The organism is Pontibacter mucosus (assembly GCF_003054055.1).
Taxonomy (GTDB): domain Bacteria; phylum Bacteroidota; class Bacteroidia; order Cytophagales; family Hymenobacteraceae; genus Pontibacter; species Pontibacter mucosus.
This window is the reverse complement of record NZ_QBKI01000004.1, coordinates 136783-158871: the sequence shown is the minus strand read 5'-3', so window position 1 is coordinate 158871 and position 22089 is coordinate 136783. Positions and strand designations below refer to the sequence as shown.

The following is a 22089-nucleotide window of genomic DNA, read 5'->3' as shown; positions in this document are numbered from 1 at the left end:
TAACTTTTAACTGGCTCTTTAGAGCCTCGTCATTAATTTCTTTACCATCAGGTCTTTCCAGTCGCGGAAAGTTCCGTTCAGGATTTGCTGGCGGGCCTGCTTTACCAACCACAGGAAAAACGTAAGGTTGTGCACGCTGGCAATCTGCCCGGCCAGGTACTCGGTGCTGTGGATGAGGTGGCGCAGGTACGCTTTGGTATAAAACGTGCTCACATAGCCGCCCAGCTCCGCATCAATCGGGCTAAAGTCCTCGGCCCACTTTTTATTTTTTATGTTGATGATGCCCTGCGTGGTGAACAGCATGCCGTTACGCGCGTTGCGGGTCGGCAGCACGCAGTCGAACATGTCCACGCCCAGGGCGATGTTCTCCAGGATGTTGGCCGGCGTGCCCACGCCCATCAGGTAACGCGGCTTGTCCTTGGGCAGTATGTCGCACACCACCTCCGTCATCTCGTACATCATCTCGGCCGGCTCTCCCACGGATAAACCGCCAATGGCATTTCCCTCGCGGCCGAAGCTGGCTATGGTCTCAGCCGACTGCATGCGCAGATCTTTGTAGGTGCTGCCCTGCACAATCGGGAAGAGCGTTTGGGAGTAGCCATACTTGGGCTCGGTGCTGTCGAAGCGGTCCACGCAGCGCTGCAACCAGCGGTGGGTGCGCTCCATGGATTGCTTGGCGTAAGTATAATCGCAAGGGTAGGGGGTGCACTCGTCGAAGGCCATGATGATGTCTGCGCCGATGGTGCGCTGCGTATCCATCACGTTCTCCGGGGTGAAGTTGAGCGTAGAGCCATCAATATGCGACTTAAACTTCACGCCTTCCTCCTTAATCTTGCGCGTGCCGGCCAGCGAGAACACCTGGTAGCCGCCGCTGTCGGTAAGCAAAGGGCGGTCCCAACCGTTGAATTTGTGCAGGCCGCCTGCCTTCTCCAGCACCTCCAGGCCCGGGCGCAAGTATAAATGGTAGGTGTTGCCAAGTATAATCTCGGCTTTTATGTCCTCCTTCAGCTCGCGCTGGTGCACCGCCTTTACCGAGCCGGCCGTGCCAACGGGCATAAAAATAGGCGTTTCGATGGCGCCGTGGTCGGTTTGTACCACCCCGGCGCGGGCTTTGGACTGCGGGTCTGTCGCTACTAGGTTAAACTGCATGGTTTATACTTTGCCGGTGCATCATCTTGCAAAAACAACACCAGAACCGGCCTGCCCGCTAAGGGCTTCTATTTCTTTAAGTTCTGTAAAAATCTAATTAACCGGCAAAGATACGAACTGTGCCGGCACAAATCATCACCTGCCTGCCGCTCATACTTAAAAAAATGTACTTTGCTGTGGCTCTGCGCGGCAGGCGGGCGGTGGGAATCTGTGCAAAAGGAGAAACCAAAAATTATCATACTTTAAAGCCGTACTTGCTTCGTAAATGGCGGTAGTTTGCCTAATTTTGAAGGGAAGCCCCGGTGCAGGCAGGCTGCACGCGTTTTTCGACCAGGATAACAAGTAACAGAATTTGGTAACACTTATACTTCTCGGTGTGCTGGCAGTATGTGTGCTGGTGCAGTTATACTTTGCCTTCTTCAGATTTTTGCCCTTGACCCGCTACCAGGATCCCGTGCCCGTCACACAGCGGCCGGTGACGGTGATAGTGGCGGCGCATAACGAGCAGGACAACCTGTTTGAGCTGCTGCCCCAGCTGCTGGACCAGGACTATCCCGAGTTTGAGGTGCTGCTGGTAAACGACCGCTCCGACGACGACACCGAGTTTTATACTTACGAGCTCGAGCGGCAGTACCCCAACTTCAGGGTGGTGACGGTGAAGAAAACGCCCGATTACCTCAACTCGAAGAAGTATGCCCTGGCCCTGGGCATCCGCGCGGCACGCTACGAGCACCTGCTTTTTACCGACGCCGACTGCCGTCCCTGCAGCCCGCACTGGATTGCGAAGATGCAGGCTGGTTACGATTCGGGGACAGAAGTGGTACTTGGCTATTCTCCGTATGTACAATTAAAAGGATTTTTGAATCAGCTTATCCGGTATGAAACCTTACTGACCGGAATTCAGTATTTGTCACAAGCAAATGCGGGCCGCGCATATATGGGCGTGGGCCGAAACTTATCGTACACGAAGTCTTGTTTCTTTAAGAACAAGGGGTTTGCATCTCATATCAAACTGACCGGCGGCGACGATGATCTTTTTGTCCGCGATGCCGCCAGCAATAGTAAAGTTACCATAGTTATAGACAAAGAGGCGCAGACAGCCAGTATTCCCAAAAAGACGTTTCGGGAGTGGGTCGTTCAGAAAAGGAGACACTTGTCGGTCGGGGGGCGCTACAGAGCAGCAGACAGAAGAAGGATAGGGGCTTTTATAGGTGCTAATATACTTTTTTACATACTTTTCTTGATTCTTCTTGTTCTAAATAGCCATTTAGCTATATTAGGAGCGCTTGCAGGTGTTCGTTACCTGGCGGTCTTCCCGGTGTACCTGGCGGCCGCCCGTAGGCTCGATGATAAGATATCCTTACTGCTGATGCCCGTGCTGGATCTGGTTTACTTTGTGAACTACTTATTCCTAGGGATATCTGTGTTACTGTATAAACAATTCAGATGGAAGTAAACAAACAATTCTCTGCGAAAGCAAAGCACGATTTTAAGCTTATACAGGCTGCGGTGGAAGAGAACGATGAGAAGGCTTATGCCGAGCTCATGAGCATCTATAAAAAACCGGTGTACCACGTAGTGCTTAAAATGGTGCGCAACCCAGACGATGCAGAGGACCTGACCATAGAGGCTTTCGCCAAGGCCTTCAAGAACCTGCACAAATTTAACCCGGAGTACGCCTTCAGTACCTGGCTGTTTCGCATCGCCACCAACAACTGCATCGACTTCATCCGCAAAAACCGGATCAAGACCATGAGCATCGACTCGGCCATCAAAATCGACAACGGCGATGAGATTACGATCGACTTCAAGGACAAGAACCTCAACCCGCAGGAAGAGGCCATTAAGAATCAGAAGATCGAGATCATGCAGTATGTGGTGGGCAAGCTGCCCGAAAAATACCAGCGCCTGGTTACGCTGCGCTATTTCAACGAGCTGAGCTACGAGGAAATCGCCACCGAACTGAATGCACCGCTCGGCACCGTAAAGGCGCAACTTCACCGCGCCCGCGAGCTGCTCTACGACATGGTGAAGAACAAAAAGCACCTGATTTAATTATTGGCTAAGGGGCTGCTAACCCGCAAATCCGACAAGCAAGTGCTTTTATCAAGTATTAAATTAAGGTTAATATATTGATTATGTGATAAGCCCCTGTTGCCCGTAAGCAACAGGGGTTTTATACTTTGTGTGACTATACCATACTTATTTTATACTTTTGCAAATCCATATACATTTCACCTATCATGAAACAAGCTTTAGCGAACAGGTTTTTATCGAAAGTTGGAAAGCTATACTTATACCTGCGCCTGCGCGCGCCTCAGAAGATTAAGCGCGAGCTAAGTATAAAGTATGAGGGCCAGTACCGCAACGCCGGGCTGATGCTGCTGTTCGATTTCCTGATGGCGATCGGAGTGGTTGTGTTTGCCTTTGCAGGCACCGCTATTCTGTACCTGTCGCTCAAAATATCCGCCTAACTTCTTAACACCCTACTACCACATATGCCGCACTCCAACGCCATCCGTACGCTGCTCTCCGGCTATTTCCCGGAGCTGACCGAAGACCAGCTGCAGAAGTACGAACAAATGGGCGAACTGTATAAAGATTGGAACCAGAAGATCAACGTCATCTCGCGCAAGGACGTGGATATGCTGGGGGTGCACCACATCCTGCACTCGCTGGGCATTGCCAAGGTAGTGCAGTTTCCGCAGCATACTTCGGTGATGGACGTGGGCACAGGCGGCGGGTTGCCGGGGCTGCCCCTGGCAGTGATGTTCCCGGACGTGAAGTTCCACCTGGTGGACTCTATCGGCAAGAAAATACACGTGGTGCAGGAGATTGCCCGCGAGCTGCACCTGCACAACGTAACCGCTACCCACACCCGCGCCGAGCAGGTCCGTGACAAGTATGACTTTGTGGTGAGCCGTGCCGTGACCCGCCTGGCCAACTTCTGGCCCTGGGTGATGAACAGCTTTAAGAAGACCGGTCTGGCGCACGAGGGGCTATACTACCTCAAAGGCGGCGACCTGCAGGAGGAGCTCGAAGAGTCTGGCCTCATCACCCAACTCTACAACCTGAACGACTACTTCAGCGAGGAGTTTTTCGAAACCAAGAAGGTGGTGTACGTGCCGTTGAAGCGGTAGGAACTCCCTGTAGCCCTGTTAAAAAGTATAAATCCGTGCCTAACTTCAAGGACATAGCTTACCTGCAGGCTGGCAACCAGCGGCAGCGGGCGGCTTATGAGGTGCTCCTGAAGTATGAAGTCATGCAGAAGCTGGCTTCCTTCGACCCGTTGTTGGCAGGCACCATTCCTATCGGGATAGATGTGGAGCGGAGCGACCTGGACATTATCTGCTGCTGGAAATCAAAAGCCGACTTTCGGCAAACCCTGCTTCTATACTTTTCAGGTTACCCAGGCTTTGCGTTAAAGGAATGTGCGGTAAGGGGGCAGGAAAGTATGGTGGCGCGCTTCTGGCTGGATACTTTTGAAGTGGAGGTGTTCGGGCAAAGCACACCGTCGCGGGAGCAGCACGCTTACAGGCACATGCTGGTAGAGTATGACCTGCTGCAAACGTATGGCGAGCCGCTTAGGCAGCAGGTAGTGCACCTGAAAAAGCGGGGCGTAAAGACAGAGCCAGCCTTTGCCCGCCTGCTAAACCTGCCCGGCGACCCCTACGAGGCCCTGCTGCGGCTCGAGGAGCGGCTCTAAACCTTGTCATGAAGTATAAACTGCAACGCCCGCTCCTCTGAGTAATAGCGGTTTTTCCGGAAGTCCTCTGCAAACCCCACGTGGCCGCCTTCGTCCGGCATCTCCAGATAAAAGTATGGGTTATCCTCCGCCTCCTGCACCGGGTAGCAACCCTGTGACAGGAAAGGGTCGTTTTTGGCGTTCACCAGCAGCGTGGGGATGCGGATGTGCTTCAGGAACTGCTTGGAGCTGGCGCGGGCGTAGTATTCGTCGGCGTTCTTAAACCCATGTATGGGCGCCGTGTAGCGGTCATCAAACTCAGGAAAGCTCCAGAAGATGCTGTAGTCCGTCAGGTCTAGCTCATCGGGGTACATCTGGCGCTTTTGCTCCAACTTCTCGCCCAGCGTTTTGAGGAAGCGCTGCGTGTAGACCCTAGAGATTTTCATGGCCGAAGTTTTCAAATCGATGGGGGTGGAGAACATGGTGGCGCGTTTTACCTGAGGCGGAACCTGCTCCGGAGCCTCGCCCAAGTACTTAAGGGTAATGTTGCCGCCCGCGCTAAAGCCTACTAGGTACACTTCTTTATACTTTCCGCTTGCCAGCGCGTGCTGCAGCACAAAGTCCAGGTCGTCGGAGGCGCCCAGGTGGTAGGAGCGCAGCAGCTTATTCGGTTCGCCGCTGCAACTGCGGTAGTTCCAGGCCATGGCATCCACCCCCTCTGCGTTAAAAGCTTTTACCATACCCGTAATGTAGGGCCGGCCCGTGTCGCCCTCCAGCCCGTGCGAGAGCACCAGCAGCGCGTCAGATCCCACCCGTGACCAGTCCACGTCTATAAAATCGTCGTCCGGGGTGAGCAGGCGCTCCCGCTCGTACTGCACGCCCTCCACCTGCCTGAACAAGCTTGGGACAATGGTTTGTAAGTGTCCGTTGAAAAGGTAAAAGGGAGGGCGGTGTTTGGAAGGTAAGAGAGGCATGGTATGTAACAATAATATATTTACTAATACTATACTTGTGTAATAATAAATACGAAAAAAACAGGAAAAAGGCCTTGAACTAGGATGTTATATATCAATATTTCGGTTTGGTCGTATAAAATGGCAAAAGTACCAAATTAATACAACTATGGAAATTACATCAAAGTTTAAAACAATAGGATATGCGTTTGTACTAGGTGCGTTTATGTTTGCCTGTAGCCAGGAAACACAGAACGAAACAAACGCAGAAGTAAATGAGGCACAGACCGAAATGAACGCCGAAATTGACGAGGCTGAAATGGAGACCAGAACAGCCTACGATGACTTTTCGGCCTGGGTAGACACCAACACAGAGCGTGCTGAAACGGTAACCAAGGACGAGTACCGCGAGATGCGCGCCGAGTACAAGCGCCGTGAAGCGGAGGTAGAAGCAGAGTCCTCTACCTGGGACGATGAAACCCGCCGTGCCTGGGAGAACACCAAGGCCGAGTGGAACGAGTTTGAGAACAAAGTACAAAAACGCTTAGGCAAGATCGATGACATCGACGTGGACGTGGATGTAAACCGCGATAACAACTAAGCGTATCAGCTGTCATTCTACTAAATCCGCTGCGGTAGCTACTGCAGCGGATTTATTTTTTACAAGCCAGGGGAGGGTGAAACGGCCATGATGCGGCCTGTGCAGGCGAACCCAAAAACTAAGGGGAAACAAACTGAAATTTGCATGGTGCAAGTTGTAGTAAACCCGCTGATTTCGTTATATTTGTGGCTCTCTGACATCCAAAAATATTTTTGGCAGGGGTGTTTTGGAAATTAATGTTAAAGGGTTTACCTTTGCAAACTCATTGATAAAAGCATCAGAAAGAATTAATATTATAGAATAACATGGCTAACCATAAGTCGGCATTAAAAAGAATCAGAGCGAACAACGCTAAACGTCTTCGTAACAGATACCAGGCGAAAACTACTCGTACTTTCATCAAGAAGCTGAGAACTACAACTGACAAGGCCGAGGCGCAGGAACTGTTCAAGACAGTTTCTTCTATGCTTGACCGTCTGGCTAAGAAAAACATCATCCACAAAAACAAAGCGGCCAACAACAAGTCTAAACTGGCTAAGCTGGTTAACAGCATCGCTGCTTAATTTTTGGGAAACCATACTTGTGAGAGCCCTGCACCCACCGTGCAGGGCTTTTGCGTTTGTGGTGGTGCCTGGTTTTTAGTGATATCGGAGGTCGATGTCGTTTCGGTACTAAGAGTTACTTTTTTCGAGTAAGGTGTAGCAAGTATGATGGTGACGCTATGGCTACACAAGTCGTCATAGAGTAAGAATAGCTGCACAGCAAGTATAAGTTGCGATTAACTCACTCCTCAGCTCTCTCTTATGAACAGGGGAAGAGTTACAGTGACGGGCCCAACCACCTCTAACCTCTCCTTGTCTTAGGCGGGGAGCCTGTAGCTGCTTTGGCTGAAGTATAAGCTTTGTAGCTGCTGTCTCGTGCGGACAGGTCGCGACCTGTCCCTACAAGTATAAACCCACCCCTAGCCCCTCCGAGGAGGGGAATTGCCTGCAGGTGATTACCCCCCTGTTGAGCTTTGCTCGCAAGTTTCGAACTGCCGCTCTCACTTGTCCTCAAGGGGACAGTTCTGAATTACTAATTTATACTTTCCTTTCTAGTAGCAAAGGCCGTAGCTATCGAACGCTTCCCAGCCTTTGGGTTGAGCGCCTTGTAGATTTCTGGTTTCGCCTTAGCGGCATTGCGACTGAAGGGTAGCAAAAGAAATGTACACCGCGCGATGCCCGAAGGCGAGGCCTCCCGGCCTTGAGGGCAGAAAGCTGGAGATGCAACGAGACGTTTGTGGGAACTAGAGGAGGAACGGCAGCTAGTAAGGAGAACTTGCGTCCAGTTGCGGGAAGCAGTGGCTATGAATATATAAACAGACAAGTATAGGGGTATTACTTACGCGGACTAGGGAGTCCGCAGCAGAAATGGTTCCGGACAAGGATGTCCGGAACAGCAGGAGGATGAACGGCAGCTAGCAAGGATAGCTTAGCTACAGTTGTGGGAAGCAGCGGCTAGGGAAGTATAAATCAGCAAGTATAAAAGTATAGCTGAATTATAAAGTATAGCCAGAGCAAGTATGGCTTTTCAAGCCAGTCGAGTCAGAGACTCGACATCATTGTTAGACACAAGTCTGAAAACTTGCGCCAGAAGGAGTAAGTGTAAACTATAGCCAAAAGTATAAACCAAGACGGCAGAGGCAAACAAGAACGAGAAACGAAGTACTATAGCCTGCCTTCATTACCACAAGTATAAATAAACAAAAACGCCCGAAGCCAAAGCCCCGGGCGTTTTTTATACTATAGAAAGTTATAGCCTAAGCCACACTCAGCTTAATCATGTTGGTGCGCTTCTGCTCGTTAATCGGCATGCTGGCCGTGTTGATGAACACATCGCCTTTCTGCAGGTGGCCTTCCTGTAGCAGGGTCTCCTTGATGTCAGCGATTGTATTGTCCGTAGACTCAAACTTGTCGTAGAAGAAGCCGCGCACGCCCCACACCAGGTTCAGGGTGTTGAGCAGGCGGTGGTTCTCGGTGAAGACAAAAATGTGCGCCTGCGGACGGTATTTGGCCAGTTGGAAAGCCGTGTATCCTGACTTGGTCATGCCGATGATAGCCTTGGCATTGGTGTCGCGGGCCAGGTTACAGGCGTTGGCTACCAGGATGTCGCTCAGGAAAGTCTCAGAGGCTGGGTTCGGGGAGTATACTTTGTGGAATCCCTCCTGGTGATCTTCAACCGTACGGATGGTCAGCGTCATGCTTTGGATGGTCTCAACCGGGTAGGCTCCCACGGCTGTCTCGGCACTCAGCATCAGGCAGTGCGCGCCGTCGATTACCGCGTTGGCCACGTCGTTTGTCTCGGCGCGGGTAGGGCGGGGGTTCACGATCATGCTTTCCATCATCTGCGTCGCCACAATCACGGGCTTGGCGGCCATGTTGCACTTATCGATCAGCATCTTCTGAATCATCGGCACTTTCTCCATGCCTACTTCCACGCCCAAGTCACCGCGGGCCACCATGATGGCATCCGTTGCCTCGATGATCTCATCGATGTTCTCAATCGCCTCGGGCTTCTCAATCTTGGCGATTACGCGGGTGTCTTTGCCGCGCTCCTGTATAATGCGTTTGATTTCGTAGATGTCTTCCACCTTGCGCACAAAAGAAAGCGCTACCCACTCTACATCGTTATCCAGCCCGAAGTGCAGGTCTTTGATATCCTTCTCGGTGAGGGACGGGGCCGATACCCTTGTGTTTGGCAGGTTGATGCCCTTGCGTGGCTTCACGATGCCGCCATACTTCACCTTGGCCTCCACCACGTTCTGCTTGTCGGTGCTGGTAACCACCACCTCCAGCTTACCGTCATCCAGCAGGATATGGTCGCCTATGTTTACATCTTTAGCGAGCTGAGTATAGTTGGTGGCAAGCTGCCCTGGTACGCTCATCGAGCCGTCGCAGAGAATTCTGATGATCTCGCCCTCTCTTATCTCAACGCCACCGTTCTCCACATCCCCGACCCTGATTTTTGGCCCCTGAAGGTCCTGCACCAGGCAGATGTTGGTGTTGTAATTGCGGTTAACCTCGCGCACGTTGTCAATTACCTGCTTGTGCGCCTCGTAGGCCCCGTGCGAGAAATTAAGTCTAAATGCATTAACACCTGCCTGCACAAGAGCTGTAAGGCGCTCGTACGAATCGCTGGCAGGCCCTACGGTAGCCAGAACTTTAGTTTTGTTAAATGTAACTTTCATACTTAGAAAATCAGGTTCTCTTTAAATTTTAAAGTGAGCGGGTCTAACTGTTTTACATACTGCACGAGCGGTGCGCGCATCAGGTTTCTGATTAGCTCCTGCGGGTGAAGTTGCTGCATGGCCCCGGTTATTTGCAGCACATAGTCATACTCTTTAATGTCCGGAAGCAAAAAAGGTTTTTTTAGCGTGTGGCCGCCCAGCCCCCTGTTGCGAAATAACCGCACCTCGCTATGCTCCGTAAGATGCCTGTAATTAGCTATAATCAGGCGGTCCTTGTCGAGCAGGTCAAAGCACAGGTCTTTCTGGCGGGTCAGGCGCAGGTCCAGCAGCCTGTTCAGTGCCCAGGCCAACTTGTAATCCCTGGCAGCCGTAACCATGCCGTACAAGTCAAAGCTATAGTCGTACTCTATTTGCAGGTGGTGCGTTTTCATGTTTCTGGACGGAACGCTAAAATAAGAACCTTAGCCCGTAATTGGGAGCGTAAGGTATAAAACTTTTGTGATGGAGCGAATAGAGTAAATTTTTTTGACATTGTCTGTTAAAAGCTATTTCTTTGCACAGTGTTTTAATAAACTATAAGATAAAATGTCAGAAATCGCAGAAAAAGTAAAAGCTATCATCATTGATAAGCTGGGTGTAGAAGAGTCAGAGGTTACTCCGGAGGCGAGCTTTACTAACGACCTTGGCGCCGATTCACTGGATACAGTTGAGCTTATCATGGAATTCGAAAAAGAATTCAATGTATCTATTCCGGATGATCAGGCTGAAAACATTGCTACTGTAGGTCAGGCTATCAGCTACCTGGAAGAGCACGCGAAGTAATATACACGTCCCTTTTTTATCAAGAATTTCTACTATCTATCCCTCTACTAACAGCTTATGGAGCTTAAGAGAGTCGTAGTTACTGGGCTAGGCGCACTCACGCCACTTGGAAATACCGTTTCGGAGTACTGGAACGGTCTGGTCAATGGCGTGAGTGGCGCTGCACCTATCACACGCTTTGATGCGAGTAAGTTTAAGACCCAGTTTGCCTGTGAGGTAAAAGGATACGACCCTGAGAATTACTTTGAAAGGAAAGAGGCCCGCAAAATGGACCTCTTCTCCCAGTTTGCCATGGTGGCGGCCGATGAGGCCGTAGCCGACTCTAAACTGACTGAGGGAAATTACGATCCGGACCGTGTCGGGGTAATATGGGGTTCTGGCATCGGCGGTCTCCGCACGTTCCAGGAAGAGTGCGTGAACTTCGCCAACGGCGATGGCACACCGCGCTTCAACCCGTTCTTCATCCCTAAAATGATTGCCGACATCAGTGCCGGACACATCTCCATGAAGCATGGCTTCCGCGGGCCTAACTTCGTGACTGTTTCTGCCTGTGCCTCTGCCACCAACGCCATCATCGACTCCTTTAACTATATCCGCCTGGGTATGGCTGATGTGGTGGTGACCGGTGGTTCTGAAGCAGCTGTAACAGAGGCCGGTATCGGTGGCTTTAACGCTCTGAAAGCCCTTTCTGAGCGCAACGACTCTCCGGAAACTGCCTCCCGCCCATTCGACAAAGACCGCGACGGCTTTGTGCTGGGTGAAGGAGCCGGTGCCCTTATCCTGGAAGAGTATGAGCATGCCAAGGCGCGTGGCGCTAAGATCTATGCCGAGATCATCGGCGGTGGCATGTCTGCTGACGCTTACCACATGACCGCTCCTCACCCGGAAGGCCTGGGTGCGCTGAACGTAATGAAAAACGTGCTGCGCGACGCCAACATCAAGCCGGAGGAAGTGGATTACATCAACGTACACGGCACTTCTACTCCGCTGGGCGACATTAGCGAGGTAAAAGCGATACAGTCGGTATTTGGAGACCATGCTTACAAGCTGAACATTGGCTCTACTAAGTCCATGACGGGTCACTTGCTGGGTGCCGCCGGTGCCATTGAGGCCATCGCCTCTATCATGGCTGTTCGAAACAACATCGTGCCGCCAACCATTAACCACTTCACCGATGATGATAGCTTCGACAGCCGCCTGAACTTCACGTTCAACAAGGCGCAGGAGCGTGAAGTGAAGGTTGCCATGAGCAACACCTTTGGTTTTGGTGGACACAATACCTCTGTTATATTCCGTCAACTGAACGATTAGTGTTTGGCCCTTTTAAACCAGTCCGGCGCGCGTACCACATATTATTCAACAGAGATAAAGCATTAGTACGCGCTCTTGCTGGCATTATTGGCAGCACACCCGATAACCTGCGACTGTACAAGCTCGCCCTGACGCACACGTCCTTTGCGCGGCAGACCTCTGCCGGCAAGCATGAGACAAACGAGCGCCTGGAGTTTCTGGGAGATGCCGTACTGGGTGCTGTAGTGGCCGAGCACTTGTTCAAGAAGTTCCCTTATGAAGACGAGGGGTTCCTGACCGAAATCCGCTCGCGCATCGTTAACCGGGAGTCGCTCAACCATATTGCCGTGAAGATAGGCCTCAGCCTGTTGGTGAAGGTAGACAGCTCGAACCATAGTATGCGGCATAAGTCTGTGAACGGGAACGCGCTGGAGGCATTGGTAGGAGCCATTTACCTAGACAAGGGCTATAACACCACCCGCCAGTTTATACTTGGCAAGCTCGTAAAGCCGCACGTAGACATTCATACCCTGGTTAACACCACCGCCAACTTCAAGAGCAAGCTTATTGAGTGGGCACAGAGCCAGAACCTGGAAATTAGGTTCGACATCGTGAAGCGGAAGCAGCAGGGCAACACCACCGAGTTTACCTCAGAAGTATACATCGATGAAAAACCTATTGCCATTGGCGTAGGCCTCTCCAAGAAAAAAGCCGATCAGGCCGCTGCCGAAAAAGGGCTTGAGTTCCTGAATATCACCTAATTAATGTTATCCGTTGTTCGCTGCCAGCCGTGAAGTATACTTTGCGGCTTTTTTGTTTTAAACCTGCAGCCAACAGCGTGGTGAAAGTATGGAAAGACCGGTTTATCCCTGGGCTGTATACTTTGCCAGTATAGCCTTGTCGTAACACCGCCTACAATGGGCAGCCGCCATTTAACAATCCAACAATTAAAATTAACTTGCCCCTGATTACATGCGTTAAAAACACCTATGAAAGAAACGAAACTGACCCTGGCCGCCGCTGCCCTTAACCAAACCCCTATGGACTGGGCCGGCAACCTGCAACATATCCAGACTGCCATTCAGGAGGCAAAGCGGCAAAACGCCCACATCCTGTTACTCCCTGAACTCTGCATCACCGGCTACGGCTGCGAAGACCTGTTCCTGAGCCCCTGGGTATCAGAGGAGGCCTTCGGGAAACTGCTGGAGGTAAAGGAGTGGTGCGACGGCATCACGGTGGCTGTTGGCCTGCCTGTCTTTCTGAACAAGCAGGTGTATAACACGGCCTGCGTGATTAAGAACAAAGAGATCATCGGCTTTACGGCCAAGCAGTTCCTGGCAAGCGACGGCGTGCATTACGAGCCGCGCTGGTTTGCGCCGTGGCCGGCCAACGAGGTACAGGAGTTTGAGATGCGGGGCCAGAAGTATCAGATCGGCGATATTGTATATGAGGAGCAGGGCGTAAAGTATGCGTTTGAGATTTGCGAGGATGCCTGGCGACCGAACCGGCCGGCTGAGCGCCATATGGCCAAGGGCGTGCAACTTATACTTAACCCCAGCGCCAGCCACTTTGCCCTGAGCAAAACCGATGTGCGCTACCGGCTGGTGGTGGATGCCTCTAAGAAATACCAGTGCGCCTACATGTACGCCAACCTATTGGGCAACGAAGCGGGCAAGATGATTTACGACGGGGAGGTGCTGATTGCCCAGAACGGGAAACTAATCCGAAGAAACGATTTGCTCTGCTTTAAAGACGTGGACCTGGAGTATGCGGAAGTGTGTTTTTCGGCCAACCCGGAAATAGCGGAAGTAATCGAGTACCTGCCCCCCATTGACGAGAACAAGGAACTGATTGCTGCCCTCAGCCTGGCCCTGTTCGACTACATGCGCAAGAGCCGCAGCCGTGGCTTTGTGCTCTCGCTGAGCGGTGGTGCCGACTCCTCGCTATGCGCAGTGGCTGTGGCTGAAATGGTGCGCCGCGGCGTGGAAAGTATAGGCTTGCAGGCTTTCCTGGAGAAGGCCCTGTTCTTTACAGAGGAAGAAATGGCAGAACTGGCGCAACTTCCCAAGGAGGCGGCACGGAAAGCGATTGTTGGTAAACTCTTGACCTGCGCCTACCAGGGCACGGTCAACTCCTCCGACGATACCTATACTTCAGCCAAAGAACTGGCAGATTCTATCGGGGCTACCTTCTATAATTGGACAATTGACGAGGAGGTGCAGGGCTATACTTCTAAAGTGGAGCATGCCCTTGGTCGCCAGCTAACCTGGCAGCAGGATGACGTGACGCTGCAGAACATTCAGGCCCGGGTGCGTGCCCCTGCTATCTGGATGCTGGCCAACATCAAGTATGCGCTCCTGCTGGCCACCTCCAACCGCAGCGAGGCCTCCGTGGGCTACGCCACCATGGATGGCGACACGGCCGGCAGCATTTCCCCCATCGCGGGCATCGATAAGGCCTTTATCCGGCAGTTTCTTATTTGGGCGCAGCAGGAGCTGGGCTACATAGGTTTGCAGTACGTGAACAACCTGCAGCCAAGCGCGGAGCTTCGCCCGCAGGAGCAGACGCAGACCGACGAGAAAGACTTAATGCCGTATGAGGTGCTGAACCAGATAGAACGGCTGGCCTTCTACGATCGCTACGCCCCGGAGGAAGTATACGCCATCCTACTGGAGCAGCAGAAAGGGACACCGGAGCAATTGAAAGCATGGATCACGAAGTTTTATACCATGTGGAGCCGCAACCAATGGAAACGCGAGCGCTATGCCCCGGCCTTCCACCTGGATGATTACAACGTGGACCCACGCAGCTGGCTGCGCTTCCCAATCCTGAGCGGGGGCTTTAAGGCTGAACTGGAGAAGCTACAGCAGCAGTAGAAAGGATAAATTAAGGCTACAGCGGCGCTCCCCGGATAGGGGGCGCCGCTGTTCGTTTTTATGGTAAAATCTAACCGAGAGGACCGTTTGCATGGTTTTCTATCCTGGCTGCCACCAACTTGTTGCCGCATCAGCTTTACCGGCAATACCGCTTCCGTTTTTTCAGTGGCTGATTTATCTTAACTTTGTGAGATAACACCACCCTTATGAACTTACTAAACTACATCACCTGGAACGTTGACCCCGAGATATTCCACATCGGGCCGCTCAGTATTCGCTGGTATGGCCTGCTTTTCGCACTGGGCTTCATCATCGGGCAACGCATCCTCTCTAAAATATATGTAGCTGAAGGCCGCACCGAAGGCGACGTGGACATCATCACGATTTACATGATTGTGGGCACCGTCGTGGGCGCACGTTTGGGCCATACGTTGTTTTACTCGCCGGAGTACTACCTGAGCAACCCCATCGAGATACTGAAAATATGGGAGGGCGGACTGGCGAGCCATGGGGCGACCATCGGTATCTTGCTGGCGCTGTGGATGTTCAGCCGCAAGTATAAATTCGACTACATGTGGGTGCTGGACCGCATCGTGATTGTGGTGGCCCTGGGCGGCGCCCTCATCCGACTGGGCAACCTGATGAACTCCGAGATTTTCGGCCACCCGACCAACCTGCCCTGGGGCTTTATTTTCGTGCGTCAGAATGAGTACTCGCATGTGCCGCGCCACCCCACCCAGCTGTATGAGTCGCTGAGCGTGTTCCTGCTGTTTGTGCTGCTTTACTGGCTCTGGAAGAAGTATAAGGAGGCGTTGCCGAAGGGACTGCTGTTCGGTATTTTCGTGACGGCGCTGTTCACTTTCCGTTTCCTGGTGGAGTTCCTCAAAGAGGACCAGGTAGCCAAAGAGGCAACCATGGCCCTGAACATCGGGCAGCAGCTGAGTATCCCGCTGATTATTGCCGGCCTGGTTATACTTTTCAGAGTATGGCAAAATCCGAAGCCAGCATTGCCGGGCGGCCGCCTGAAGGAAAGCAGCAAAGTATAAGCAAGTATAAAACTATCCCGGAACCTCCCCTTTGGCTGATTGGCAGAAGGGGAGGTTTTTTTGTGGAGTGTTTACAACGCATAACGGTACAGGTTTCCGCCCTCGCTGGTGATGATGAGCACATCGTCAGTTTCAAACGCCACGGCTTCGGTCTGTCCAGCGCCTTTCAACGCCCGCTTCTCATACTTGCCTTCATAAAACTTGTCGGGGCTGTCGAAGTCCCGAAACAAGTGCAGGGCCTCCTCGCTGAGCAAGGCTACGATTTCACCATTTCTGCTGATGGTGGCCCCGGTTATTTGTGCCTTTATTTTATGGCTTCCGATTAGCTTAGCCTTATAAGTGCCGGGCTGGTCGGGTACCTGGTATACTTTGGCGGTCTGCCCCTGGCCGCGATCCTTGGAGATGATGTAGAGGTTGCCGTCGCTCCAGAAAAGAGCCTCAGAATCGAAGTTGCGATCCTTTTTCTTGGGCGGGAACTCCTTCTGGTCCTCGTAGGTAAAACGAATGGCCTGCACCTGCTCCGGCGCATCTGGGTTTAGTTTGTACACGGCCAGCTCGCGGCGTTTGTTGTCGTTGTTGCCCGTATCGGCTATGTAAATAGTTCCTTCCGGGTCCTGCGCCAGATCCTCCCAATCCACGTTCGGCACCTTCAGTTTGATCGTTTGCTGTACCTTGCCTTTTGCGTCTATTTTATAAAGTTCGGGTCTGTTGCCCGCATCATTGTGCGTCAGGTACTCGCCCTGGCCCAGCACGGCTATCCCGGAGCTTTCCTGTACCTGCCCCGAGAGCGGCGCCAGGCGCTCCAGTCCGGCAGGGCTTGCAGGCGCCTCTTCAAAAAGGAAATCGCGGGAAAAGTAAATGGCCACCCCGATGATAGCCAGAAAAATAATAGAGATTTTTATCATTAGCTTCATGTAGTAAATAGATAGTGCGGTGCTAGTATAAACGAGAAGCACGTATGCACGTTAAGCTAGAAAGTATAAATTCCTGTATAAAATCCTGGCTTATACGTTCACCAGACCCACTGTAGATATGAACATAAAGAAGATTAAGGAAACCTGCCTCTATGTAAAAGACATTACGAAAAGTAAGGACTTCTACCACCGAAGGCTCGGGTTTGAGGTGATTGGAGAATTGGAGGGGCGCCATGTGTTCTTCAGAGTGGGCAGCTCTGTGCTGCTCTGCTTTATTGCGGAGGTATCGGAGAAACCCGGCACACTGCCGCCGCATTTTGGGGCAGGGCAGTTGCACCTGGCCTTTGAGGTGGAGAAGGAGCAGTACAGGCCCTGGAAACAGAAAGTGCAGAACCTGGGCATCCCTATCGAGCAGGAGTATAACTGGGGCGGCGGCTTTCTCTCCTTCTACTTCCGCGATCCGGACGAGCACCTGCTGGAGATCATCATGGAAGGCATGTGGGAGCGGGGGTAGAGCCCCGGCAAGGCACGCTTCGCAACTGCTGCAGCTACGAAGCGTGCCTGTAACAGGAGCACTACGCTAGATGCGGATGGTGGCTGACCAGGTTAGTCCGTTGATATCGGTTAGCAGCAGGTGGTAGTTTCCTGCCGGTAAACCCTGCAGCGCCTCATCCTGAACAGCCAGCGTGGCCCTGGCGCCCAGAGGAATTACTAGGCTATGTGCACCGGGCTTCACCTTTGTAACATACCGGTTGTGGATGTTGCTGACCGGGAAGTTGGAAAGGTCGGTGCCGTTTCTGTCCAGTATAACTTCCCCGTTGCTGTTGCGCAGGGTAATGCCGATCAGGAAGGAGCCATACACATCCGCCCCCTCTACCCGGTATACTTCAAAAGAGAGTTTTCCCGTTTGAATGGTCGCATCCGCAATCTCAATTTTTGGCTTCACCGACTTATTGTGCAGCGTGCCCCATACCCCACCATGGAAGTACTGGTTTGTAAACAGGGTGATGAACAGGATAAACAGGGCGCCGCCAAAAACGAACTTGTGCAAGGGCCTGGGGTGAACGGGCAGGGCGCCGGATCCTATCCAGGCAAACCACTTCTGCTTGGTAACTTTGGTAGCTCGAGTGCTGAGCCAGTAATCCAGGGAGTGCCTGCCGCTGCCGGACAAAAAGATGGTGAAGCCAGCCGCAATGCCCAGTACGCCAATCTGCCACTCATCCAGGCAGGTGGTGCCCAGCCAACCCGAGCCGAGCAAGATGCCCATCGCCAGACCGAACACGCCAATGCTCATCAGCCGGGTAAACAGGCCCAGCATCATAAACAGCCCGACGATAGCCTCTATAATCGTAAAAGCCGTCATTGCCCACCAAAGGGCTTCGGGGTGCGTGACCAGGTACTCTATCAACGGGCCGATGCCCAGGGCATTTGGCAGAAAGTGGTTAAATTTTTCGCCGATGTATCCCGCCGCTTCGGGGTCCAGTTTATTTTCAAGTATAAGCCTCCGCCAGAAGGCCGAGAAATAGGTCCAGCCAACTACCAGGCGTAGGGCTAGGGTAAACAAGCCAGCCATGTGGTGCGGCTGGTACTGCGTATTTTCGATGTGTTGATGTTTCATACGTTGAGCAATAGAAAGATGGCGCTTGGCAGTGTGCCAGCGAAATAGTTGAAGTGGCCTGGTACATGGTAGTACCAGGGGCTAAGGTGTGGGACCCAATGCAGGACCGGGAAACCCTAGCACGAGAGCTTCATCTTTCTATAAAGTATGTAGAGGGGGATAGGCTCCGAGAGGCTTCCTCTGGAGAAGTATTGGCTTATACTTCGGCAAGCCGTACCCGCGACTGGCAAAGTTATTTCCTGCCGGAGGACCGCGAGCAGGGGAAGAAGGTGGTACTTCTTTTGAATGCTCTTGGCTGGCGTGGTCTCCGAAACAACATAACAGGGGGTCTGTGTGCCTACGGTCGCCTTGGCAAGGTTAAGGGAAGCTGAGACAGGGGTTTGGAAGTACTCCTGGAGCGGTACACGCAGTTTACAAGAAGAGAACAGCAACAAGCCCACCAGCAGCGCCAAAGGGAGGAAGCTGTGGAGGATATGTGCTGTTTTTACTCTTACTTCGTGTAGCATTTTGGAATAACCCGCTGAATTGGCAATTGTTCCGGGCAGTTTATACTTTGAGTACAAACATAGGGCTCTTGAGTTGAAGGAACAAACGGGGGGATGGAAGTAAGCTATTTTAAGATTATCGAAGCGCTGCTTGTTAGTGAAAATACTAACAAGGGCGGCAATTAGGGGTACAATCCAACGTCTTGTATAAAAGGCGGACAAAGCGTAGCTGAAGTATGACTTTTATACCTTGTTGCCATAAGTTATTCTTCATTTTCTGATGCAAGCAAGACAAAGAAGTCAATAACTAAGGATGTAACTTCTCCATTTTCATCTATTCCCCAATAGGCTGGGTACGTCCCATCGCCATAGCCTGATTGAAACATGATAATATTTGAATTGCTCTTTGGGACTTTGAAATTTACCCAGTCACCATAGTCGTTTGGGTCATTAGGGTTTTTAGCACTTTTCTTAAACTCTGCTGCAAGCAAGTCATCATAAATGTTGCCATCAGGGTTGGCACGCATAATGCCTTCATAAAGTTTGTTGTAAGCGATTCCTGATTCATAGTCGAAGAAAGCCCCTAAGCCAGCGTCAACAGGAAATCCGAAGAAGTCTCCTTGTTTCAATTCAGTAACATCTTCACCTGCCTTTAAGGCAAGTACCCATTTCACTGCTTTATTGCTGTTGAACTCAAGTTTGGCAATGGCGAATCTATCGCCAGCGTCTTCAGTCTTAGCAACATAGAGTTTAACAGGATAGCTACCAGTTTTTACACTTCTGGCCAGTGGCTTGCTATTGGGCATAACAAGCGGGTCGCATACAACAATCTGCCCTGATGTAACTTCCAAATTACCTGCATTAAGTATCTCAATAGCTGTTCCTTCAACTGTATCATTGTCGAAGATTATGTTGTAGTCAGCATGTGATAAGATTTCTTTTTGAGCGTCTAAAGTGCCTGTTTCTGGATTGGTCGAGTTGCAACCCAAAAATGACAGCATAATCATTCCTAATAGTACTTCTTTCATGATTACAATTAATGGCAACGTGCTGGTGTATGAAATGGAGCATTCCAAAGGATGCTGTTATTCATACACTTTGTTGGCAGTTGTAATTTTCTCTTTTAAGCTCAAAAAAGGGCGCCACTTAAAGTCGTGCTCAATAATCTGATAACCTCCGCTATTGCTATAAACTGCTATGAACTCAGGAGCATTACTAATAGCATTTCTTTTCCTGTAATTCCTTGTCTCGACTAAAAACCGCTTTATATCTTGAATTTGGTTCTCAGTTAGCACAAACACCTGAGAAATAGCTTTAGCCTTACTCATATTTTGCCTATAAAACTCCTGCCGATTCGTTTCCCATCCTATACCGTAAGAATTGGCGAGAGCGTAGAATTGTCCTTTAAGTTGGTTTTCTGCCTTCCAAATCCACAGTCCTTCATCATATCCTCCGAACTCTCCGCCAGCAGCAATGTATCCGTTTACATACAGGGTATCACCAGAGGAAAGCTTATCAATCAGGGTAAGTTGTTTATATGCATTTGTAGGGATTTCATCAAAACAGATTCTGTGTTTGATGTCGCTGCCGATAACCTGTACCGTAGCTACAGAATCAAAATTGTATCTCGGGGTATACTTAATTTGGTATTCGCCTGGGCTTAAACCTTTGAACCTGAACTTATCTTTCCGAACCCATGACTGGAAAAGAACAAAGTCTCTGTATGTATAGGTATTGACTGAATCTACTTTTTTTTCTCCTTTCATAAGGTAGACCCAGTCACTATACTTTCTGCTGGTTTCACAGCCTAAGATTTCCACTTCAATAGCGTACCTGTTCTTTTGCTTAAGGCTTGATAGAAGAAAGACTCCTATAAAAATGAAGAGTACATGTTTCATATTTGTCTTTTTATAACTGCCAACTAAAGTATAAACGTTACTCTATTCCGTTTATCTGCACTATGTGCGGAGTTCTGCATAGAAGCTTTGGGGAGAACTCTATCTTGCGATAATATAAGAAGAGTAATATAGTAAAACCGCAATTCACCTACAACTCCCTGTCCACCAGCGCCAGCGTTTCAGGGTGCAAGGTATGGCCGCCTTCGAAAGTATAAATTTGTGGGTTGATGCCTAACTCATGCATCAGTTGATGCTTGCGTTGGAGGACTTCGGGTGTGATGAACTCGTCCTGAGTGCCGTAGACCATGGCCACAGGCAAATTAGCAAAGGCAGCTTTTCCGGTGGCAAAGTCGATGTCTTCGGGGAAGGAGGCAGCCCAAAGTATAAGCCGGTGCACCGGTACCTGCTGCGTAGCCAGCCAGCGGCTTACGGTAGCCCCGCCCTGCGAGAAGCCCAGCACCGTAAGGCGAACGTTTTGCGGCAACTGGCGCAGTTGCTCCTCTAGCAGCAGGTTGAGGTAACTCGCCTGGTCATCAATCTCAGAAAGGCGGTCTTCTTTTGTCATCCAGGTGGCGCCCACGCGGCCCGAGAACCGCTCCAGGTAAAACCTTGACAGCGCCTCCGGGGCCACCACCAGCGTCCGCCCGTTATCCAGCACACTGAAATGCCGCAGAAAGAAACGCGCCAACTGGCCGTAGCCGTGGCACACAATCCAGAGGTCGGTTATACTTTCAGAAGGCGTGCCCAACGTATAGTAGCGGGCCGTGCGGGGTACAGTAAGGCTGTGTTCGTTCATCATCAAAAAAGTGCTTTCAGGATTTATACTTCTGCCACCTTTACCCGGAATGTTTATGAAGTATAAGTATACCTGGTGCAAAGTATAGGCGGCAGTATAACCAGTTTAATTACCAACCCAACTCCCCACGAAGCCAAAAGTTACAAACCCGCGCCAAACCCATACTTTCTAACTTCTCAACTTTCTAACCTTCTAACTTTTTAACTCTCTAACTCCCAAACTCTTTAACTCCCTACAGGTTGTCCGGCGTAAACTGGAACGGCAGCAGGTCGCCCACAGACTGGAAGCGGTAGAACTGGCCATCCGGCCCTTGCAGGAGTACCGGAATGGGCTCGCGCTGCCGGAACTCATACTCGGCCATTACCTGCCGGCAGGCGCCGCATGGCATGGCGGGCAGAAAGTGCTCTTCCTGGCGCCGGCGGGCCGTCACAGCTAATAGCTTTATTTTCGATTTGGGATGGTGCGCGCTCAGGGCAAAAAGGGCCGTGCGTTCGGCGCAAAGCCCGGAAGGATAGGCGGCGTTTTCCTGGTTACTGCCTTTAAAGAAGGAGCCATCCTCGAGCAGCAGCGCCGCGCCCACCAGGAAGTTAGAGTAGGGGGCATAGGCATCATTGGCCGCCTCCTGCGCCAGTTGCATGGCTTGCTGTTCCTGCGGTGTCAGTTCCTGCGGCTCCAGCACATCCACGCTGATTTGTACTTCCAGTTTACTTGCCATCTGAGTATAAATAGG

The 22089-nt window shown here is 51.3% G+C and carries 23 protein-coding genes; 13 read left to right on the top strand and 10 right to left on the bottom strand.

The annotated features are described in order from the left end of the window. Nucleotides 1-18 precede the first annotated feature (18 nt). Complete coding sequence (gene tgt / locus C8N40_RS09355; protein WP_108211517.1) at nt 19-1149, bottom strand: tRNA guanosine(34) transglycosylase Tgt; 1131 nt, start codon at nt 1147-1149, stop codon at nt 19-21. A gap of 376 nt (nt 1150-1525) precedes the next feature. Here tgt and C8N40_RS09350 point away from each other — a divergent pair, with 376 nt between their 5' ends. From C8N40_RS09350 to C8N40_RS09330, 5 genes are all read left to right on the top strand, one after another. After that, nucleotides 1526-2605 (top strand): glycosyltransferase, encoded by a 1080-nt coding sequence (locus C8N40_RS09350; RefSeq protein WP_170114064.1) that lies wholly within the window; start codon nt 1526-1528, stop codon nt 2603-2605. Continuing rightward, nucleotides 2596-3204 carry an RNA polymerase sigma factor gene (locus tag C8N40_RS09345; RefSeq protein ID WP_092105055.1) on the top strand — a complete coding sequence of 203 codons (609 nt, stop codon included), beginning with the start codon at nt 2596-2598 and terminating at the stop codon, nt 3202-3204. Before C8N40_RS09350 ends, C8N40_RS09345 begins: the two co-directional genes overlap by 10 nt. 188 nt (nt 3205-3392) lie before the next feature. Next, complete coding sequence (locus C8N40_RS09340; protein WP_108211515.1) at nt 3393-3623, top strand: hypothetical protein; 231 nt, start codon at nt 3393-3395, stop codon at nt 3621-3623. A gap of 24 nt (nt 3624-3647) precedes the next feature. After that, nucleotides 3648-4289 carry a 16S rRNA (guanine(527)-N(7))-methyltransferase RsmG gene (rsmG, locus tag C8N40_RS09335; RefSeq protein ID WP_108211514.1) on the top strand — a complete coding sequence of 214 codons (642 nt, stop codon included), beginning with the start codon at nt 3648-3650 and terminating at the stop codon, nt 4287-4289. Nucleotides 4290-4324: 35 nt separating this feature from the next. Beyond that, entirely contained in the window at nt 4325-4855 is a 531-nt protein-coding gene (locus C8N40_RS09330) for a DUF4269 domain-containing protein (protein ID WP_108211513.1), read from the top strand. Here the strand turns inward: C8N40_RS09330 and C8N40_RS09325 are convergent. Continuing rightward, a complete protein-coding gene (locus C8N40_RS09325) occupies nt 4852-5808 on the bottom strand; it encodes a YheT family hydrolase (RefSeq protein ID WP_108211512.1) in 957 nt (318 codons plus the stop codon). The two genes, C8N40_RS09330 and C8N40_RS09325, sit on opposite strands and share 4 nt — an antisense overlap. Before the next feature lie 148 nt (nt 5809-5956). Between C8N40_RS09325 and C8N40_RS09320 the strand changes: the two genes are divergently transcribed. Both C8N40_RS09320 and rpsT read left to right on the top strand, forming a co-directional pair. Then, nucleotides 5957-6388 carry a hypothetical protein gene (locus C8N40_RS09320; RefSeq protein WP_108211511.1) on the top strand — a complete coding sequence of 144 codons (432 nt, stop codon included), beginning with the start codon at nt 5957-5959 and terminating at the stop codon, nt 6386-6388. Between the two features lie 305 nt (nt 6389-6693). After that, nucleotides 6694-6951 (top strand): 30S ribosomal protein S20, encoded by a 258-nt coding sequence (gene rpsT / locus C8N40_RS09315; RefSeq protein WP_092105040.1) that lies wholly within the window; start codon nt 6694-6696, stop codon nt 6949-6951. A 1235-nt stretch (nt 6952-8186) separates the two neighbouring features. Here the strand turns inward: rpsT and pyk are convergent. Together pyk and C8N40_RS09305 are read right to left on the bottom strand one after the other, a co-directional pair. Then, nucleotides 8187-9614 carry a pyruvate kinase gene (pyk, locus tag C8N40_RS09310; RefSeq protein ID WP_108211510.1) on the bottom strand — a complete coding sequence of 476 codons (1428 nt, stop codon included), beginning with the start codon at nt 9612-9614 and terminating at the stop codon, nt 8187-8189. A 2-nt stretch (nt 9615-9616) separates the two neighbouring features. Further along, nucleotides 9617-10045 (bottom strand): IPExxxVDY family protein, encoded by a 429-nt coding sequence (locus C8N40_RS09305; protein ID WP_108211509.1) that lies wholly within the window; start codon nt 10043-10045, stop codon nt 9617-9619. 154 nt (nt 10046-10199) lie between these two features. Here C8N40_RS09305 and C8N40_RS09300 point away from each other — a divergent pair, with 154 nt between their 5' ends. The 5 genes from C8N40_RS09300 to lgt all read left to right on the top strand — a co-directional run bounded on the left by C8N40_RS09300 (nt 10200) and on the right by lgt (nt 15648). Further along, nucleotides 10200-10436, top strand: a complete 237-nt coding sequence (locus tag C8N40_RS09300) for an acyl carrier protein (RefSeq protein ID WP_007659745.1) — start codon at nt 10200-10202, stop codon at nt 10434-10436. Nucleotides 10437-10493: 57 nt separating this feature from the next. Next, nucleotides 10494-11747 (top strand): beta-ketoacyl-ACP synthase II, encoded by a 1254-nt coding sequence (gene fabF / locus C8N40_RS09295; protein ID WP_108211508.1) that lies wholly within the window; start codon nt 10494-10496, stop codon nt 11745-11747. Then, entirely contained in the window at nt 11747-12487 is a 741-nt protein-coding gene (gene rnc, locus C8N40_RS09290; RefSeq protein WP_092105032.1) for a ribonuclease III, read from the top strand. The genes fabF and rnc overlap by 1 nt, the downstream gene beginning before the upstream one ends. Nucleotides 12488-12715: 228 nt before the next feature. Further along, complete coding sequence (gene nadE / locus C8N40_RS09285) at nt 12716-14602, top strand: NAD(+) synthase (RefSeq protein ID WP_108211507.1); 1887 nt, start codon at nt 12716-12718, stop codon at nt 14600-14602. A gap of 206 nt (nt 14603-14808) precedes the next feature. Next, the gene (gene lgt, locus C8N40_RS09280) at nt 14809-15648 is read left to right on the top strand and encodes a prolipoprotein diacylglyceryl transferase (protein ID WP_092105027.1); all 840 of its coding nucleotides are present in this window, start codon (nt 14809-14811) and stop codon (nt 15646-15648) included. A gap of 71 nt (nt 15649-15719) precedes the next feature. Here lgt and C8N40_RS09275 read toward each other — a convergent pair whose 3' ends face one another. Continuing rightward, nucleotides 15720-16562, bottom strand: a complete 843-nt coding sequence (locus C8N40_RS09275) for a hypothetical protein (protein WP_108211506.1) — start codon at nt 16560-16562, stop codon at nt 15720-15722. A 118-nt stretch (nt 16563-16680) separates the two neighbouring features. Here C8N40_RS09275 and C8N40_RS09270 point away from each other — a divergent pair, with 118 nt between their 5' ends. Further along, the gene (locus C8N40_RS09270) at nt 16681-17076 is read left to right on the top strand and encodes a VOC family protein (protein WP_108211505.1); all 396 of its coding nucleotides are present in this window, start codon (nt 16681-16683) and stop codon (nt 17074-17076) included. A 66-nt stretch (nt 17077-17142) separates the two neighbouring features. Here the strand turns inward: C8N40_RS09270 and C8N40_RS09265 are convergent, their stop codons facing one another. The 5 genes from C8N40_RS09265 to cdd form a co-directional block, all read right to left on the bottom strand. Continuing rightward, on the bottom strand, nt 17143-18180 hold the full coding sequence (locus tag C8N40_RS09265; protein ID WP_108211504.1) for a TQO small subunit DoxD: 1038 nt from the start codon (nt 18178-18180) through the stop codon (nt 17143-17145). A 748-nt stretch (nt 18181-18928) separates the two neighbouring features. Further along, a complete protein-coding gene (locus C8N40_RS09255; RefSeq protein WP_108211502.1) occupies nt 18929-19693 on the bottom strand; it encodes a DUF4241 domain-containing protein in 765 nt (254 codons plus the stop codon). A gap of 57 nt (nt 19694-19750) precedes the next feature. Beyond that, complete coding sequence (locus C8N40_RS09250) at nt 19751-20563, bottom strand: hypothetical protein (RefSeq protein WP_108211501.1); 813 nt, start codon at nt 20561-20563, stop codon at nt 19751-19753. A gap of 148 nt (nt 20564-20711) precedes the next feature. Beyond that, a complete protein-coding gene (locus C8N40_RS09245; RefSeq protein WP_245905058.1) occupies nt 20712-21362 on the bottom strand; it encodes an alpha/beta hydrolase in 651 nt (216 codons plus the stop codon). Between the two features lie 229 nt (nt 21363-21591). Next, nucleotides 21592-22074 (bottom strand): cytidine deaminase, encoded by a 483-nt coding sequence (gene cdd / locus C8N40_RS09240; protein WP_108211500.1) that lies wholly within the window; start codon nt 22072-22074, stop codon nt 21592-21594. Nucleotides 22075-22089: the final 15 nt, after the last annotated feature.